Below are 19,235 nucleotides of genomic sequence, written 5' to 3'. Positions count from 1 at the left end.
TTTTTATATTGTTATTTAATCGACTCTGGGAGCGTAAAGTTATATAGCTCAGCAAGAGTGAATGGGTTTTTCTGCGTCAATGGAGTGATGCGTAAGCTTAAGTCCCTCCCTGACACTTTTATGTCACTGACAAAGCTGCCGTTATGAGTGTTTGTCAAGGTCGAGTCACCTAGCAATCTGTATATCGCCCATTGACCACTCTTATTTAAAACGTGCTGTCTACCTTCGTCGGTTACATCCTGGAGTGTGATACTAATATTGAAGTCACCATTTTGCGGTGGCCAGGCCATTTCACGAATTCGGCTTGGACCGTGGTAGTAACTCATATTGGTATCCGCAATTTTTAAACTGGCTCTAATTGCACTAGAGTCAAGGTCGAGTACTCTTGCACTAAACGGAATATGAACTCGGTTGGTGCTTTTATTAATTAATGTATCTCGAATGACATTATAGTTGCGTAGTTGCACTAGCAGAGCTGGAGAGATTGGCATCGTCTCACCATCTACCTGCTTTGGCGTCCACAAGTTCGTATCGTAGAACGGTGCAAAGTTTTTCTGAATAAATGTGTCTAACAAACCACCTGAAGCAAATAGCAATTCGAAATCTTCAATTGAGATTTCCTCGGTCGCTGTTAGGTCAAATGGATATTTCCCCAATCCAATCTCTTTAAACTTGGTATAAATTTCACTGTACCACTGAGTTTGGATGCCTTTTGCGGACTCTGTAATCATTACTGACCAGCTTTGCTGAACCACATCTAGTAACCAGCTGCGAACGGGTTCTGGTGATTTTTGTGCAATCTGTTTAAGCTTGATTAATGGGTCCGCCTCAGTACTGTTCATTCGATGCTGTGCTGCTGCTAGCGCCGCCATTTGTGGATCTGGCGCGTCGGCGATGTCTTTCATGTAGGTGCGAACACGACTCAACGCTGCAACGGTCTCATCCCAAGGAGTAGGGGAGTTTGGTGTCTCACTCACTTGAAGCTGGTTTAATAAGTGAAAGGCTTGCTCAACACGTTGCATTAGCAAGTAATCAGGCTTTACCACTTCTTCTACGGCATCTGATGCAGAATCTGCTGCTGCCGCGAGTTTCGGGTCAAGTTTTGAAATTAGAACGCTTTTTTCGCCAACGGGTGAAAATTGCGTGTTGGCATAGACCTGCTTCAATACCGTTGTCATTGGTGAAGAAGGGCCAGAGATTAAGTCTATCGCGTTGGTCAGGTCACCAACGTTGTCATAGTTTTGGACTTTGAGCTCACTCAGCGCATTACGCCAGTTATTGATGTAGTCATCAGTATATTTTTTTCGCACTTCTTCTTTAAAGGCTTCTTGCTCTTCGTTGGTAGGGATGACATGTTGCGATAGACCTAGAACCCAGTTGTCGCTGATTACTCGTTGTGACATTAAGTCCACGCGTGGTCGATAAAAGGTGCTAAAACCAGTGGAGGTATAGATCTTATCGACGATTAAGCGTTCGCTATCGATTGGCGTATTAAATACATTGCTAAACTCAAAACCGACGGCTCGTTGCAGATCTAATGTTCCTAAATCAATAGAGCTTGCTTCGTTTAAAATGCCTGCATACACGAGGTCGACATTCGAATTTGCAAGTAATGAACGACGTGTTGCACGAACAAGATCCATATTGATATCGATTGGAGCAAATTGTGTGCGAAAGTAGGCGTCTAAGTAGCGCATGGCCTGATCAACGACGTCACTTTGGTTACTCAAATCACTCATCATTTGGAGTGTTTGATGACGTAAAAAACGGATATCACGCTTAGATGGATCATTAAGCATTAAATACCCCTTCAATAGAGGTAAAGCGCGCGTGAAAGCGTTTTGATTTTGTGCCAATTGTAGGTGGTAACCTTTCTCAATCAGAGGTATTAGCTGCTGAGCGACTTCCTTAAGTAACGCTTCGTAGGCAATGCGAGTGCTTTGATCCAAACGGCTAATATTGAGTGGTAATATTTCCTCATCTAAAGCCTTAGAACCTTTAAGCCATGCCCCATAAGACGGTTCTATCGCTTTGGTTGCATTCTCTAAAAGCTCACTAAATCTTGCATCGTGCTCTGCTTGTGATTTGTCATCAATACTTAGTAGTTGATTCATCACATGTAAGTTACTGTCTAACGTAGTTGCAAAAAAGTAACTACCGCCAGCAAGCAGAATAATGGAGCCGAGTATGGCTAAACGGCTTTGTCTCTGAATTAGACGAAGATACGTCTTGTTTTCTCCCGCAAAATCGCTTTCAGGCAATATTTGCGAATCAATCAGAAAGCGAGAAAAATACGGTGTTTCCGTCAACTGGGTATGCTCAGAGGCGATAATTGGTAAGTTGAAGTAGTTACTACAACTTTTTGCTAGTAAATTGTATTTACGACCGCCTTGTAAACTTGAGCTAAAGAAAATTTCACGGATATCTAGCGAATAAACACCGTTGTTAACATCACACAGACGCTCAAGAACATAGCTGACTTCAGACTGACATAGCTCAAACTGCTTAGGGAAAGCGAGAATTGCCTGTTTCTCGTCGATATCTGTTGAGTTAGCTGATGCATCTAGCGCGTTACTTTCAAGCACTTTAACTAGATTTCGGTAGCTATCACGGTAGTATTCTGAAAAAACACCTTTGGCCTCTTTCAGCGGGATAGAAAGGAACTCTACACGTGTCTTAAGAGAGCTAAAGTGCATGTATTCTTTAAATCCATCTAACTTGTCTAGCTTCGACATAATTAGATAAATGGGTAATGCTGACGACGTTTTAGAGTTGATAGTGCTCAAGCGCTCCAATAACGACGAAATAGTGTACTCTTTTTGTTCTGACTCAGAGACGATCATGAACTCGAAGTCGATGAAGAATAAACAGCCAGAAAATGGTTTTCTAGGTCGGTGGCGAATTACTTCTTCGATGAATGTATTCCATAAAGAAGCATCACTGCTTGATATTTCTTGAAACACTAAGCGTTGGTCAGGTTTGATGTATACAGCGCTGTCAGATTCGTACCATTCAAAAAAATCATTCTTAGCGGTTCTCGTGCGATCCATTGGTTTAATTGCACTAGAATTAAATAAAAATTGACGTCGCCCTGACCCTTTATTACCAAGCATCAGATAAATTGGTTTCTTACCTGAGTTAGCAAGAAGAGGTTGGATAACCATAGAAAGAGCTTCTTCCTCAGTTTCCAAATTTTGAGCTTTAGCGCTGTTCTTTTTTTTCAACCATAGTGTTAATTGAAAAGTGACGTAGAAAATGGCGATAACACCAAGGCTCAGCCAAAGATACAGTCTATCTGCATCTTTTAGAAAAAGAAGATAAATAGCGGTAATGGTTATCGCCACTAAAAGCGTTAATATAGTAGAAATCACAACTGGATTTCTAAACAGTTTTTGTTTGAACATAAGCCTAAAACTTCTTTAATTGTATTGTTATTTATTGTCAGTTTTTTCAGCTTGTAGCTGACTCAATTTATATAGGTAGATGTTCAGTAAAAGGGTTGCGCGGTCAATTTCCTTTTGCTGTGAATACTTTTCAGCGTATTCAATACGACCTAGAAGCGGGAATAGTGAGTTACTATATTCGTACGCCGTTTTAGAGTTCTTATCTACATTCTGTCTAGCTACGTTGGCAAACACCGTTCTTGCGTCTGAAAATCGCTTATACACATCCATAAACTGGTCTTCTAAATGGGCGCTCTGTGTCAAAAAGTTTTGACGTAACTGCTGGGCAGAAGATGAATCTGGATAGATTGCGATTAATTCATTGGTCAAGCTATCGAGCTCGCTGACGTTACTTACTTTGGCCGAGTCTAAAAACCAGTTATTCATCATAATATCTACGCGATTAATAGTTGGTGTTTTCAGTGACTGGGCATATTTTTTATTTTCGTAATCTAACGAGGCGACCAACTTTACAAGTTCATTAAGTGAAGCTTGACTAATTTTTTGCTCCAGCGTTCGATAGCGTTGTTGTTCGTACACAAAATGTGAACATATCGCCGTAACAATCAAGCCAATGATGAAGTAGATCATAAATCGGCCGGACTTTGTTGGGTTCGTTTTTTCACTGTTATTGAGGGGGGATGGCGAGTCCGGGGCAGGAGAGGGAGATACATTCACTTTAATTTCAGGTGTTGCCTGTGCGGAAGCTGAAGCGTTAGTATTTGCTTGTTTTTTCTCACGTAACTCTATGGCATGTTGTTGTTCTTGTATCTGTTCAGCCCATTGATTTAAGATACGACGAATGCGACCAAATGAAGGCGCTTGAATACCGTAATGAAGGCGAACCTCTTCCTCTATTCTTAAACACAACTGGTGCGCAGCTTCAATCAGTGGAAGTTCTTCCGGCAACGCACGGTGCTTATTAATACGTTTTTCAGTATGCTCCACCATCCATTCAATTGCGCTCATTCGTGCTTTTGACTTTGAATGTTCAGGGTATGCGGTGTTCCAATAGACGACACACACATCAAGCAATGAATTTAACCCTTCAACAAGGCCTCTTAGACCATCGTTATATGTTGATGCGACCGTGAAGTAGCAGCAACAACGTAAGTCTTTTGCGTGAGTGCTCAAGATTTTTTTTGAGAGTGTTTGAACCGTTTTCCAAGAGACTCTTCCGGTGACTTTATTAAGATTATTTATTTGACGTTTTATTTCGTCAAAGTCTTCAGAGCCATTAGGGTTAGAGCCGCTTGGGTTATTTTCATCGATTGGTCTTCGAGCGAAGTCGCTAAAAAACATAAGGCAAATTCCAACTGATCATATAGAAGTATTAAGGTATATAGGACTCCACTGCTGTTATATTAAATTGTAAGCAGTGCATTACCGAAGTGATTCTATAGACAAAAGAAGTTGTTTAGATAATAAAAACACTTAAAAAATAAATTAAATTATCCTTAGTGTGATCTTTGTTCATAATATTAATGTCAATAGTTCGATTTGTTTTTAAGGAGAGCCTTATATATGACGAAGTCGATCTTTTGAGTTAATAAATGTGATTAAATTGTTAATTTTGTCTGTTTTTTGTTCGTCTGTGTTCTTTAAAATAGCCCTCTTAAATTGGTGATAGAGCCTTCTTAATTTTTATTTAATTAAATAGGTTTACAGGCTCATTGCTTTAACTCAGTTCGGTCCATTAGTTTTTGTTTGTAGGTAAAATAACCAACCCTGTAGTTGAAATGTATTAAGTTATAGGTGTTTTTTTAGGCTTATTGAAAAAGAGAATATAATTGATATCTTTCGCCTCTAAGTAGAATATCGGTTTTCCTAGAGGGACGAAATGCTAAAACCAAGTCAAATCGGGCTGATTTCAGCCATGTGTCTATTTTCTTCTTTTGCAGTCGCAAAGGGAGAGCGTTATGGACTCTCTGCCAGTATGTTGACTATCGATAGCATTAATTACGAAGAAGGTAACAGTGGTGAACAAGACACTCTGAGGTTTGGCTTGGTTCATTCTCGCCCTATTGATGAAAATAATAACCGTTGGCGCTGGTGGTTAGGGCTTAACTACCTAGCAGAAGATATCGAAGCGCCAGCTAGCGGTCTATATCAAGAAGTAACTAACTATGAACTTCGTGTTGTACCGCAATATGCGCTGGCTTCTTGGAGCGTTTTCACACCGTACGTAGGTGCTGGTTTATCTGCAGGTTACTCACAATATTCAAACCGTTGGCAAGTTGACCCAGAAGGTTACCGCTATAAGAGTGTCGAGGACATCGAGCAGTTCGAGCTGGGTGCAGTTATCGCCGTTGGTACAGTCATTAAGCTAGGTAGTAACCCAGATGCTCATATACAAATCATTCCTCAAGCCTCTTATATTCTCCCAGTTATCAATGATGGGATAGGTGGGCTTGAACTGTCTGTTTCTATGCTATTTTGAGGTATATAGATGCACTCAAATCAGCTAGTTCTATTTATTTCTAAATGCCCAGAGGAATACACAGGTGTAAAGCACATTGAAATGCCCGAGAATGGTGGTTCAATGGGGCGTTCACCAAGTTGTAGTGTGTCTTTAACCGATCACAACCGCTTTATATCAGGCACTCATTGCCTGATCAGTGTGTATGGAGATACCTACTATATTAGTGACGTATCCACTAATGGCACTATGGTTAACGGAAACAAAATACTCAAAAATCAACCTGTTGCGATAGTCGATGGCGATATTATTTCTTTAGGACAATATGAAATAGGCGTTTCTCTGGAGCATGTTACCTCGACACAAGACATTGCCGCTGATATAGCCCCTGAGCGAGTATCCAATGATCCTTTGGTTAGCCTCGGAGACGCAGTTGTCGAAGAAGAAGAAAAAGTAGGCGCTTTAGAAGATTTGTTTATGGAGACTAAACAGGATGACATTGATTGTCATGATCCTGTTGCGCATCTTAACTTTTCAATGCAGCGAGATGATGATTATTTAATTCGTGACGATGAGCATCCAGAACCTGAACAGCCTAAAACGGTGGAAAGCACACGTCAGGTGGTCGATGACAGTTTCAGCATATACTCCGAGTTTGATCAGCCAAGCCTCATACCTGAAGATTGGATGGCTACGGAGACCAAGAGTAACGCATCAATAAATGGTTCGTTAGGGATAGAGGTAGAGAACGGTACGCCACATAGAGAAGATATTGTCTCAGAAGAGACGGTTCAACCCCAAACGACGATTCTAGATAGGGCAGTTCAAAGACAACATCGTGCACCTAACTCCACAGAGGCGATCGTCGAACATACTGCTACGGGCTCAAAATGGGAAGAGATGACACAGTCATTTACCCCTTCTTCTCAAACTAATCCGCAACTTCAAATGCCTGCTGCAGAACCTAAGATAAACAGTACGACTAAAGAGCAAGCGGGTATCGAAGCAACCGCCTGTTCTCAAGATATAGCACAAGCGTTTTTTGATGGTTTGGGTATTCGAAATCCTGAGCTAATGACGAATGAAGCTCAGTTGTTCAAACAAATGGGCACTTGTTTGCGCTTATGTATTGATAACCTGCAGAAAGAATTACACGAAGTAGAGTCCTTGAAAGAAGAGCAGAGTACGAGTGAGTCTAACTCTAACATTGCGGAGCTGATGCTGACTCTCAATAGCCAACATCTACTGGCTCCAAATGAACTGGTAGAACAAATGCTGGATGAGTTGAATGACCACCAAGTCACGTTTAATAAAGCGCTGAATGAGCTCATTTTAGAACAATCAGAGACGAACGATCCCGTTGCATTTGCTAACAAAGTGGCGAGTCAATCTTTGTTCTCAACGAAGTCAAAACTGTGGGGCGAATATTTAGATTTCTACTCTAACAATCGTCGCCTGCTCAACGAAACATCCTTAAAAGGGCTGATTAAGAAAAACTATAACAAAGTGATTAAGGGAAACCATGCGTAGTATCGCCGTATTACTCGGATTTGCCATGTTGTCCGGTTGTTCCATGTGGGATCAATTTAAAGAGTCCACGGGTATCACACCAGAAACTTCGTCCATTGAATTGGTTATTGAGGCCTCACCTGTACTCAATGTGAGAGATGGGGGGCAGTCATCTCCGGTCATTCTCCGCCTTCACGAATTAAATTCGCCAGTTTTATTCCGAAGCTTAGATTTTTTTGCGCTGTTTGAAAACGATAAAGCGTCGTTGGGTGATGAGTACATCAAACGTTATGAATATCAAATACAGCCAGGTGGAAAAGTTCATGAAATGCTAACGCTAGACCCTGACACTCGTGCCGTCGGTTTTTCTGTGGCCTTTCGTGATATTGATGGTTCGTCATGGCGTAAAGTTGAAGTCATTGAAGAGAAGAGCGAGTACTACATCAAGCTCAAGTTAGAAGGCAGTGAGTTAATTTCTGATAATACTCGCGGCATTGAACAGGTTTACTTTTAAGGGATAGAAACATGTCTTTATACAATCCAGTTGTTTGGCAAGATGGAATGTTCATGAAGCCGCAGCATTTTCAACAACTCGATCGTTCGCAAAGTAAACTGTCGAGCATGTTGAGCAACAACGCATCTCCTTTACATTGGGGGATTAAGCGTTTGGAAATAAATTCACAACTGCTAGCCCTCGGTAAAATTGGTATTACGCGTGCAGAAGGCATCCTACAGGACCGCACGCCATTTGAGCTTCCACTGATCGCTGAACTACCAGAAGTGAAAGATGTGGATCCTTCGATTGCCGATAAAGTGGTTTATTTGTGCTGTCCGTTACCATCGGAACGTTCTGAGTTATTTGGCACTAAAAAAGACGGTGCACGTTATACGATGGAATCTCAAGAAGCGGTTGATGCTTGTTATGATTCGGAAGACATGGCAAATATCGTCGTCGGTAAGCTTAACTTTTGCTTAATGTACGACCATGAAGATAAAAGTGCTTACACGTCTATTCCGATCCTCAAGATCTCGGAAGTGAAGCCAGATGGCAGCGTGATCTTAGATGATAGTTTCATTCCTACCTGTATTGATATTCACGCATCTACGGTACTTAATAAGTTCGCGACGGAGTTTGCTTCTATGCTCAAGCACCGCGCAGAATCCATAGTTCAGCGACTGGGAGTGGTGGATCAACAAGGCGTATCATCAGTTTCTGACTTTATGCTATTGCAAGCGCTCAATAGATACGAACCCTTGTTTTGGCATTTTGCAAACACAGAAGCTGTACACCCTGAGTCTTTGTATCGAATTCTTCTTCAGGCAGAGGGCGAGCTTTCGACGCTGTGCTCGACGACACGCCGACCTATTGAGTTTACTAAATACAATCATGGTGATCTTACTAGCTGTCTTTCTCGCGTTCTAGACAGTGCGAAAATGACATTGAGCGTGATGTCTGAACAAAGAGCAATTCCACTGACCTTAAAAGATCAGAACTATGGCATCAGAACGGCAGCGATCCCTGACAATAAGATCATTGATACGACGACCTTTATTCTTGCAGTTAAAGCCGACGTTACCTTGGATGTCCTGCATACGCAGTTTGTCAGCCAAACGAAGATCGGTTCAATCGATAACATTCGCGACTTGATTAACCTTCAACTGCCAGGGATTGAGATCAAACCAATGCCAGTTGTGCCACGCGCGCTGCCGTATCACGCTGGCTATACCTATTTCGAGCTCGATAAAACGGGTGAAGAGTGGATGGCATTGAAGAACACTGCTGCGATTGCGATTCACGTTGCGGGCGATTTCGCTAACTTATCATTGCAACTTTGGGCCGTTCGTCTATGAGTTACGCAGAAACAGACGTCACCGTAGTCTTATTCCAACCAGAGCCTGGCAAACCAATGGAGGTAATGCCAGCGCCTGACTTATCGAGAAACATCGCAGTACAAGATCTATCTATCGACAACATGGGTATTAACCCGCTGGTGGATCAATTCTCATGGTTGATCGCCAGTCTGTCTTGTATGTCTTCGATCCCTTGGCTTGATGACCCGATGCCATTTCGTGAACAAGTGGCACGTGAGATTCGAAAAGGTGAACGAAAACTTAATGAAATGGAGCTCGATCGTGCTTCGGTTCTTGTTATTCGTTACTGCTTGTGTGCGGCGATTGATGAATCTGTTTGTCGGCAAGAATGGGGGGCAAATAGTCACTGGAGCCAGAACAGCTTACTGTCTGAATTCCATAACGAAACATCTGGTGGTGACAAGTTTTTCGTTATTCTCGACCGCTTAAAAGCCGACCCTCGCAAATACCGTCACGTTATAGAGTTTCTCTATTTATTGCTTCAACTTGGTTTCCAAGGCAAGTACGGCCGTGAAGAGCGTGGTAACGAAAAGTTAGCGGAAATTGGCAGCACCATTTATCGATTAGTGCGAGATGACCGCCTAGCAGAACAAGAAAAAGTTTCTTTAATCAACCTTAAAGCTAAATACCTAAAGAAGCCGTTAAAAAGGGTAATTTCACCCAAGCTGATCTTGAGTCTTAGTGCGATTACGTTTGCGCTTATGTATGCGGCAACCTACATCGTCATAGACTTAAAATTCCAGCAACTGCTTGAAGTGTATAGATAACCAGAAATCTAAAAATGAGATCTTCTGCCAGTTTTAAGGTTTGCTGTGAATATCACTGGTCTTTTAGTGAAATTCACTAGTCATTTAGAGAGATTGCAATGTGCGATCTCTTTTATCATTCAATCAATAAAATTCAAATGGATTGGTTATGGGCGTAACAGTTGGTGCGAATGGACTTTCGATAGTTCATAAAGGCTCAGGTGGTGAAGCGAATGCAACGCTCCCAGATGTTTGTTTAACTAAGGTCGGCAAGCCAGTCGTTCCTATCCCTTATGGCAACAATGCTAAATCAGCAGACCTTGCTGGTGGGACTACGACGGTCTCTATGGATGGCGGTAACAGTGTCGCTATCAAGGGCAGTACGTTCTCAAAAAGTACTGGCGATGCGGGCGGTGACAGAAAAGGCATTGCCTCAGGCACGATAGAAGCCGAAGCAAAATTCATTTCAGCTTCACCAACGGTTAAGTTTGAAGGTAAGGGCGTATGTCGCCTGTCCGATCAAATGACCATGAATAAAGCCAATACCATGTGTCTTGGCGGCGCACAAAACCCATCGGTTTCTGTTACGGAAGACCAGGAAGGGACGTATACGCTGGATATAGAATGCAAATATCCAAATGGGCTCCCTTACTCTAATGCACAATTTTCTTTAGTCGAACCTTCAGGTGCTGTCATTGGGAGTGGAGTGCTGGATTCTAGCGGAAAAGCATCTGTTAATGGTCTCGCTCTAAAAGAATGTAAGTTAGTGCTCAGCGAAACTCAAGACTCTTACACTCCGAACCAATCTTTAGCTGAAAATATTGTGACGGAAACTTACCCTGATCCGAATGATTTTTGTACGTTTGTCGCAGGTCGCCGCTCGCCATTTTGGGAAGATCGTGTTGGGGTTGCTAATGACTGGGGCATATTAATGTCCCCATCCTTCAGTGATGATGACTTTAAAGATATTGTGTTAGAGCAAAGCCGTATATTGTCTCCTCATGCGATTAGTCAAAATCACTCTAAAGACTTTTCTGATGCTTATGTTTCGGCACTTTATCACATCCAAACTGATACAACTACGCTAGAGAAATATGAGCCTTTAGTTGAACTGCTCTTGGAGCAAGTGCACGAAAATGGCGATATATTGAGAGTCTTATATCAAGCTGATGTGTTTGAGCCTCCCTATGAATTATTAGCGAAGCTTCGCTCTTTAGGGACTGGGAATACTGTGAAGTATTTGCAGTTTGTTTTATGGACGTTGATAAACAATCAAATCTGTTCATACATCGATGAGCTAAACAGTGAAATCATCGGTCGTTTAGATTTCATACAAAGCCAAGCTTCTGCAAGATCGTTGAGTTCTGTTGAAGAGGGTATAAACGGTTATAAAAAAGCACTTAACCACTTCAAACAAGCACTTCCTGACGTCATTAGCCAAATTTTCGAGACCAAAAATGACACCCTAATCTCTATATCGGCAATGGCCCTTGGGAGTACCGTTAACATAGCGAGCCAATCTAGCTTTGCTACTAATTTAGGTAGGGTTAATGCGGTGGTGTACACGAAGTCAAACAATTTGAACCGCCCATCATTTGTCACTTTTGACGATAACTTTTCTGACTAGGACATTTAAATCATGGATGCAGTTTTTCCGATAGCGCAACGAGAAGGTGACGCTTACTACACGCTCAGTGATTTTACGAAATTGTTTGCTCAAGCTAAGAGTGGTCGTTATTTAATAGGACAAGGATATGGTTGGCATAGTGGTGTTCACTTAACATCAAAAATGTTACCGTGGGGGAAAGGGCTCAGACCTATTCAAGCGATGCTTGATGGAAAAATAGTGGCATTTCGCATAAATCCTGATTACCTAACATCAACGTACCAAGAGCAAGAGTTTAAATACAGTAATAACTTTGTGCTTATCGAGCATGAGGCTGTAAACCCCGAAGATAGTGAAGATGTATTTAAATTCTATACACTTTATATGCACCTTGCGCCACCTTCAGATATTGGCGCTAATTCATCAATAAACACGCGTTATCGCTTACAAGAAAGGCGTAATGTACGCATTTTCGAACATAGTGATGTGCCTACTAACTCTAGCGTAAAAGTAAAAAAACGGTCGATGTCTAAAGGGACATTACTTGAATACTTGTATGCTGAAGAGAAGGAAACCCACCCATACCAGATCGGCAAAAATACCTACAAAATGATAAAGTGCCGTGTGGTAGAGAATGGTGAATCGGCAAGTGGTAGCGAAAAAGCACTGTTAAACAAGATTGTTTGGTTTGCTTCGGGTCTCAATAGTGACTTTGACATTTTAGAAGATTCCTCTGCTGTCCTATCAGAACCAGTTTCAGAACCTAAATGGATGTCGGACAACGCGGCAATGATTAGGGACGGTAGTGTGGTTTGTTTACTCTCGATCTTATTTAGAGAGGGAATAAAAGTTTCAACTGGGGAAGATATCGGCTACATGGGACTGCATGAGTACAGTAACGATGCAATTGGAACTAAGAAAGACGACAATCGCGTGCATATCGAGATGTTCTCTTATGAGGAGCCGCCCGAATTTTTCAAAAAACAGATTTCTCCCAAAAATGCGGAAGAAAATCCACTCGTTGTTATCGATGGGGCCGATAGTAGCGGTGCCGTTGATATGAGTAATTCGTTTATTCAGCAATTACTTGAATCTGTGACAGAAGATCAAGTAACGGACTTCTCCTCGTTCACTGCTCGCGACGCCAAAGTATACTTAGACGGTAAGCGTAAACACTTTGAGCGATTTATTGTGAAACACCCTACAGATTGGCATACAGAATCGTCACAAAGTCTTTATGAATCAATCCATCAGACCGCGAAGGAAGCTCTAGATATTAAGTGCTCCGCTGGTTTTGTGACTGAAGAAGACTACCGCAACTCCCCATGGCGCGATCAAGTGATGGATAGCTTTGATCTTTTCTCGCAATTCGAACTGGAAAGAGCAGATAAGTTCTCATGGATGCAGGATTTACAAGGTGATTTGCAACTAAGCGGTGACAAGAGTCTTTGGCATTATTGGCCTTTTGTTAATTCTTTTGTTTCGGGTTACTACGTGACTCAAAAGCAAATGAATCTGATGTTTCCAGATTCTTCCCTCAGTAAAAGAGAAGAAGTGCGTGACTTATTTAATAAATATGCCAGTAGCTTTGAAATAAATACCAATGAACGAGCAGCACAATTTTTTGCTCAGATAAGAGCTGAAGTTGGTTCGAAACTAGAAGGTAATGAAGAGGACTTATGGTATTCTGTCGATAGGTTAAAAGAAATGTTTAAGCGTTACTTCAATAAATACCCTGAAGAAGCAGCTAGTCTTGGCTACATACGAATTGATGAAAGTGAATACAAAGCACTTTCACAGGCGGATAAGAAAAAGTATGTGAGAAGAAGAAGCTATTATTATAGCCAGCTTCCTCAGGAAGATGAGATAGCGAAACGTGTGTATTCTTGTGACTCACCAGATGGCCATTTTGTACTCGTCAAGGGAGGAGACGTTTCTGGATTGAGGTATAAGGGGAAGGGGTTTATACAGTTAACTTGGAAATATAACTATGACGCTGTTCAAACTAGATTGGAAAATAAAATTCAAGACTTGGGTTTTAATATTTCAGATGACCCTTACTCGGTTTTGAAAACCAAAGAAGGGTTTTTAGCTGCTCTTGGCTTTTGGGATGTTAATAATTTGAATGAGAAAGTGTCCGGAAGTATAGCTAGTACAAATAGTATCACTAATGTTGTTAACTCACGCCTTCCACGTTCTCACAAAGAAAAAAGAACAAAGTATTTTTTGGATATATATGAGGTTTTATGTAATGAATAAATTTTTAGTAAGGTTGATCGTGTTTATATCTTCAGCTTTATTGAGCTTTAGTTCTTTTTCTCAAGTTGAAGATTTATTTTTAATAGATCTTAAAAATAAAAAAGTTGAAATTGAGGTAAATAAAATTGATGGAGATTATTACTTTTCAAAATCTGAGCAACGTTTTTTAGGTCAAGATATATTGCTTGGTGATAATCAAATATCAACGATTTCAGGCAATGAGAGTAATTATCCTGATGTGTTAGAAAATGATATTAATTACAAATTGATTATATCAAATACTCTAGTGAAGAAATTGGGTTATTCAGCCAACCAAAATGTTGGAAATAATATTATATTAACAACAACACAGGAAGATAATTCTAATTATAGTTTTATTTTGGTTTATTCTTACAAAAATAATAAAATTGTTCTAACCGATGTTTTATATCTCGAAGAGAATTTTGATAAAAGAGAAGGTGAAAACACGATATATAAAGTCAATGTACAGTCTCCAGAGAGTATTATTAATTTGGAAAATTATGATAGAAGAGCACTCTCTGATTTTATAGTTAACAATTTATATAAATCTGTACAAGATATGACGATCGACATTAACTTATGAACAGTATAGAAGACTAGAGTAGATGTTGATGAATGTTTCATTTTTGGAATGTCCGATGTATATTCGCGATCTCTATTTTGACAAGGCTCTGTATTGTCTTTATTTTTAAATGCAGTCGATACACTTAAGTTTAATATGGTTTATAAATTTATTAAGGTAGTGAGTTTTTTATTTATTTTGCCATTACCATTTTTTGTAAATGCATGCTGCGAACAAGACTCTGTTGTATTTACATGTGATTTGGAAAATCAAGGTGGTGGCTTGAAAGCTTGTTTTAATCAAGCCGAGAATTCGATGTACTTCGTTGTTGACGAAAATGGGTTGAAAACAGTTTATGCCCCACGACAAGGGAAGAGTTTAGATAGCTATAAATGGGTAGATATTTCTCTTAAAGAACCTGAATACATTCCTTTGAAATTTGAAGTAAATGAAAACAAGAATGCGTACTTTTCATTGACAAGAGGTGGTGGACGGTTGAGTGTCGTTGCTAACTCCGTTGACATGATTGAAGATGAAAATGCTGTTGAGTACTACTGTGAATTGGGAACTGAAACAGCTCTGGCTCCTAGCGTTAGATTAAAAATAAAACACGTAAAGCCCAATGAGTTTGAAGCTTGGGATTAAATAGCAATAGATTCCAGTGAGAGCCTAAATAAAATTCATTGTAATAAAGAGTTAGCTTTTCTAGAAAATTTACTCGAGACGTTTGGATAAGAAATGTTCAGATAAAAAGCGCCGAAAGGCGCTTTTTATTTTCTTTAAAATAAAGTATGGTCTCCCTCCTTTTAAAATGATAAGTGTTGAATAATTCTACAGTGGTTAGGTAAATGAATAAAATAACTAAACTCGCTTTGGCTTTGTCCGTATTGACATCTGTTGTTGGGTGTCAACTGGTGTCAAATACGCCGATGCAATCGACAGCAACGAAGGAAATAATTGAAAAAGCAAAGGCAGAGTTTGATGGACAACGCTTTTATAAGTTGAATGAATATGATGAAGAAATCAACGTTTCAGATGATGGGGTCATTACCTTCAAGTCTTACTTACCACGCAGCGGCGGCTATGAATGGGTACCAATTGTGATACGCGATACTAGTTTTCGTGTTTCTTGCGATTATTTCAGTGAATATGTTGAAGCTGGAATGGTTGTTCAGGTTCAGTTTGTAGGTAAACGCGGGCGCATTGAAAATTACGACAAGCAACGTTGTGAAGAGTTTGGCGAGCCAACATGGCAATAAGAGCTATAGATAATTAAAGCGCCGACAGGCGCTTTTTATTTACGCCTTAATTAACGTTAGAAGAGGTTTAGACCAATCTTCGGAAGATTAGGCAAGCAATGCGTAGTATCTGGTTAACGAAAAAATACGAAAGTTGCAACAATGTACGTGTCAGTAAAGTAGGAGCGATAAAGCCTCCGCGTACTGTACTCATCGTGTGTTACGTTAATTAGGAGTGTCTACCATGAAAAGCCAGAACGACAATCAAGCAAGTTACCAAGATGAACCTGATGAAGGTCGTCGCAATATGATGAAAATGACGGGTGCCAGCGTGGTTGCTATGGGAGTCGGATCGCTCTCAACGAGTTCCGTTCAAGCTGAGACGCAAATAAATCTTGGTGACACCTGGGATAAAACATTTACGAAAAGTAACCAAGTTCAACATCGCAAAGTGAGTTTTAAAAACCGTTATGGCATCACGTTGGCAGCGGATCTTTATCAACCTAAAAATAAAAGTGGCAAGCTTGCGGCTATCGTCATTAGTGGTCCATTTGGCGCTGTGAAAGAGCAGTCTTCAGGGTTATATGCTCAAACATTAGCCGAGCGAGGCTTCATTACTTTAGCGTTTGATCCGTCGTATACCGGAGAGAGTGGTGGTGAACCAAGAAACGTTGCATCACCTGATATCAATACAGAGGACTTTAGCGCAGCTGTGGACTTTATTGGCCTACAGAAAGACGTTGATCGTCAGAAAATTGGTGTGATAGGCATATGTGGTTGGGGCGGCATGGCGTTAAACGCAGTTGCTGCAGATAAACGCGTCAAAGCAGTCGCAACCAGTACGATGTATGATATGACCCGTGTAATGTCTAAAGGCTATAACGACAGTACGACGTTTGAACAGCGCACGCAAACGTTAGAGCAGCTAAGCCTGCAACGATGGGAAGACGCCGAAAATGGAACACCTACTTACGGGCCAGTATCGCTTGAGTTAGTTGGAGGTGAGCCCCAATTTGTTATTGAGTATGCAGCCTATTACAAGTCTCCTGAACGTGGCTTTCATCCACGAGCGATTAACTCAAATGCTGCATGGACACTCACAACGCCGCTGTCGTTTATGAATATGCCAATTCTGACCTACATTGAAGAGATATCTCCACGCCCAGTGTTGTTCATTCATGGCGAAAAGGCGCACTCTCGCTATTTCAGTGAAACGGCGTATGAAGCGGCGGCAGAGCCTAAAGAATTGATGATCATTCCAAATGCGAATCATACGGATCTCTACGATCAATTAGATGTGATCCCATTTGATAAATTAGAGAGCTTCTTTAAGGTTAATTTAGTTTAGATCGCCCTCTAGAAGACAACTGAGGAGCGGTTACTATTGTGCTCCTCAGTTCCTATTGATTGAAAAATTCTCTAGATTCTCGGTGAACCATTACGGAGAGTATTTCATTATTATACTCACAAGTCGGTATGAACTTGTTTTGTAGAAAACGCTAATAAAATCGCTAAACAGCTACATGCTAATAGAACGACACCTAAGTTTTGTACTGTTCCAGCCATCGCTAATCCCGTCCCGATCATGATGTAGTACATGAGCCCAAATAAAGCGCCTGCGCTACCTACCTGTTGTTTATAATCAACGAGTGCGTCACTGAGTATATTGGGTATCGCAATCCCATACGACATGACAACTAACATCATTGGAGCAACAAACCAGATTGATTGGCTCAGAATCAACACACCGACTGATCCCAAACTAAGCAATACTGCTGAGAGCCAAAGTAGTTGGCTTTTTCGAACATTTTTAGACACTAGGGATTTGTTTAAATAACTCCCAAGCAGAGTGCCTAACCCCAGTACCATGCCACTGTATCCAAATTGTTCGGAGCTATACCCAAGTGCTGAGAAAGTAAATGCGCCAAGCTGGTAATAAGAAAATAGAGCAATGTTATACAAAGCAACCAGTAATCCTGAGCGCCAAATTCGCTCGTCTCTTACCATTTTCCAGCTAAGTTGACGCAACCGTACTGGTGTCTGTTCTTTCTGTGTTTCAGGAAGCTTAATAACGTTATAAGCGAGCAATAATAACGCGATTAAAAACAAGGCAAAAAACACATAACGGTATCCACCAAGCGCTGTAAGCTGCCCGCCTAATAGCATGCCAACTACCGGGCTGATTGATATACCCATCCCCATTAAGCTGAAGACTTTACTCAGTTCTTGACCATCAAATGCGTCACGAAGCATGGTCTGTGTGACAACGGAACCTACCGCGATACCAAATGCGCTCAGGGCTCGCGCAGCCATGACAACAGAAAAACTCTCGGTTTGAGTTGCGAGTAAAGACGCAAAACCATAGATAAAGAGCCCAATAAGCATGGTGGGCCTTCTTCCCAGTTTATCTGCGAGCACTCCCCAAACTACAACGCCAATGGCAAAAGCTAGGAAGTAAATCGACAGTGTTTGTGCTGCTTGTGCGTGGTTTACATCAAATGATAGAGCGATTGAGCTCAACGCTGGGCTATAGATGGTTTCTACAATTTGCGGAAACATCAACATAACCAGCATGAGCCATAAAGAGGGCTTAGTATTCATATTGTTACCCATTGTTAATGAAGTTGGCGGGCAGTATAAATGAGGCTATGATTGAGCCAATAACAACATAAAAACCAAATACATCAACATTCGGACAAAATGGCACTTATTGACGAAGAAACACAGTTTGACGCAGACAAAATTTCTAATTGTGTAGTGGGAATTGCTGCGGATATTGGCAAGCACGACTCGGGTATGCATCAGCACAAGAAAGGGCAATTGTTGTACGCATCTCAAGGTTGTATGAGTTTTGCTCTGAAAGATTCGATTTGTATTCTGCCCCCGACAAAGGCGGTTTGGATCCCACCTAATACGCCGCATCGCGCACTGATGACGAATGTGGTTGCGTATCGATCTTTGTATTTTGATTGTGAGGTGTTTGCGTGTCCGAGTAAGATCACGATGATAGAAGTGAATAATTTACTCCAAGCTCTTATTGATAAAATGTCATTTTGGGAGTGGGATAAGCCTAGCAGCGAGATGGTAAATACGACGGCGCTTTTTTGGGAGGAGTTTTATGCTGCGAAACGTTATTCGTTTCAGTTGCCTTTGCCATCACATCGGCGCTTAACAACATTTCGCCGGGAATTGGTTGAACCTTCATTTCTCGCTCCTTCGCTTACTACTCTTGCAAGCAAAGTGGGGGCAAGTACCAAGACGGTAACACGATTATTTAAGTCGGAAACGGGTATGAATTATCAAGATTGGCGTCAACAGTGGAGGCTCTTAAAAGCAGTTGAATTGTTATCAACGGGAATGCAAGTTAGCGCCGTTGCTGATTGGCTGGCGTTTTCGTCAGACAGTGCTTTTATTGCATTTTTCAAAAAGCAAACTGGGCAAACACCTCTGACGTTTATGAAAACCAAGCCCTAAGCATCAAAATACTCACACTCTTTCTAGAACAAATCCTAGGTTCATAGGCTCAGCCTATGAAGCGTACATAGAGAGATACCAACGTG

The 19,235-nt window shown here is 41.1% G+C and carries 15 protein-coding genes; 12 read left to right on the top strand and 3 right to left on the bottom strand.

What is annotated here, in order from left to right; translation table 11 throughout:
- Positions 1-11: 11 nt before the first annotated feature.
- Together tssM and NL644_RS06005 are read right to left on the bottom strand one after the other, a co-directional pair.
- Positions 12-3,404 (bottom strand): type VI secretion system membrane subunit TssM, encoded by a 3,393-nt coding sequence (gene tssM / locus NL644_RS06010; protein WP_253658175.1) that lies wholly within the window; start codon positions 3,402-3,404, stop codon positions 12-14.
- Positions 3,405-3,431: 27 nt separating this feature from the next.
- Entirely contained in the window at positions 3,432-4,745 is a 1,314-nt protein-coding gene (locus NL644_RS06005; RefSeq protein WP_253658174.1) for a type VI secretion system ImpA family N-terminal domain-containing protein, read from the bottom strand.
- 538 nt (positions 4,746-5,283) lie between these two features.
- On the opposite strand from NL644_RS06005, the gene NL644_RS06000 reads away from it, so the two are divergent.
- The 11 genes from NL644_RS06000 to NL644_RS05950 all read left to right on the top strand — a co-directional run bounded on the left by NL644_RS06000 (position 5,284) and on the right by NL644_RS05950 (position 17,023).
- On the top strand, positions 5,284-5,883 hold the full coding sequence (locus NL644_RS06000; RefSeq protein WP_253658173.1) for a hypothetical protein: 600 nt from the start codon (positions 5,284-5,286) through the stop codon (positions 5,881-5,883).
- A gap of 9 nt (positions 5,884-5,892) precedes the next feature.
- Entirely contained in the window at positions 5,893-7,392 is a 1,500-nt protein-coding gene (locus NL644_RS05995; RefSeq protein ID WP_237310871.1) for a type VI secretion system-associated FHA domain protein, read from the top strand.
- Positions 7,385-7,885: a type VI secretion system lipoprotein TssJ gene (gene tssJ / locus NL644_RS05990; protein WP_005392625.1), complete on the top strand. Its 501-nt coding sequence runs from the start codon at positions 7,385-7,387 to the stop codon at positions 7,883-7,885. Before NL644_RS05995 ends, tssJ begins: the two co-directional genes overlap by 8 nt.
- Before the next feature lie 11 nt (positions 7,886-7,896).
- Positions 7,897-9,222, top strand: coding sequence for a type VI secretion system baseplate subunit TssK (gene tssK, locus NL644_RS05985; protein WP_253658172.1), 1,326 nt, complete (start codon positions 7,897-7,899; stop codon positions 9,220-9,222).
- Positions 9,219-10,010 (top strand): type IVB secretion system protein IcmH/DotU, encoded by a 792-nt coding sequence (gene icmH, locus NL644_RS05980; protein WP_006741083.1) that lies wholly within the window; start codon positions 9,219-9,221, stop codon positions 10,008-10,010. The genes tssK and icmH overlap by 4 nt, the downstream gene beginning before the upstream one ends.
- A 148-nt stretch (positions 10,011-10,158) precedes the next feature.
- Complete coding sequence (locus NL644_RS05975) at positions 10,159-11,616, top strand: DUF4150 domain-containing protein (RefSeq protein ID WP_253658171.1); 1,458 nt, start codon at positions 10,159-10,161, stop codon at positions 11,614-11,616.
- A gap of 12 nt (positions 11,617-11,628) precedes the next feature.
- Positions 11,629-13,854, top strand: a complete 2,226-nt coding sequence (locus NL644_RS05970; protein ID WP_253658170.1) for a hypothetical protein — start codon at positions 11,629-11,631, stop codon at positions 13,852-13,854.
- Positions 13,847-14,458 (top strand): hypothetical protein, encoded by a 612-nt coding sequence (locus tag NL644_RS05965; protein WP_114323893.1) that lies wholly within the window; start codon positions 13,847-13,849, stop codon positions 14,456-14,458. The genes NL644_RS05970 and NL644_RS05965 overlap by 8 nt, the downstream gene beginning before the upstream one ends.
- Positions 14,459-14,551: 93 nt before the next feature.
- Entirely contained in the window at positions 14,552-15,082 is a 531-nt protein-coding gene (locus NL644_RS05960) for a hypothetical protein (protein WP_253658169.1), read from the top strand.
- Between the two features lie 203 nt (positions 15,083-15,285).
- Positions 15,286-15,696, top strand: coding sequence for a hypothetical protein (locus NL644_RS05955; RefSeq protein ID WP_006741077.1), 411 nt, complete (start codon positions 15,286-15,288; stop codon positions 15,694-15,696).
- Positions 15,697-15,919: 223 nt separating this feature from the next.
- Entirely contained in the window at positions 15,920-17,023 is a 1,104-nt protein-coding gene (locus tag NL644_RS05950; RefSeq protein ID WP_176319289.1) for an alpha/beta hydrolase, read from the top strand.
- Between the two features lie 116 nt (positions 17,024-17,139).
- Here NL644_RS05950 and NL644_RS05945 read toward each other — a convergent pair whose 3' ends face one another.
- Positions 17,140-18,276, bottom strand: a complete 1,137-nt coding sequence (locus NL644_RS05945; protein WP_253658168.1) for a multidrug effflux MFS transporter — start codon at positions 18,274-18,276, stop codon at positions 17,140-17,142.
- A 99-nt stretch (positions 18,277-18,375) separates the two neighbouring features.
- Here NL644_RS05945 and NL644_RS05940 point away from each other — a divergent pair, with 99 nt between their 5' ends.
- On the top strand, positions 18,376-19,149 hold the full coding sequence (locus NL644_RS05940) for a helix-turn-helix domain-containing protein (protein WP_253658167.1): 774 nt from the start codon (positions 18,376-18,378) through the stop codon (positions 19,147-19,149).
- Positions 19,150-19,235 lie beyond the last annotated feature (86 nt).

The organism is Vibrio sp. Y10_XG_PY6 (assembly GCF_024181795.1).
In the GTDB taxonomy this organism is placed as follows: Bacteria; Pseudomonadota; Gammaproteobacteria; order Enterobacterales; family Vibrionaceae; genus Vibrio; species Vibrio diabolicus.
Note: the sequence above shows the minus strand (reverse complement) of the source record. Positions and strands in the feature narration are given on the sequence as shown.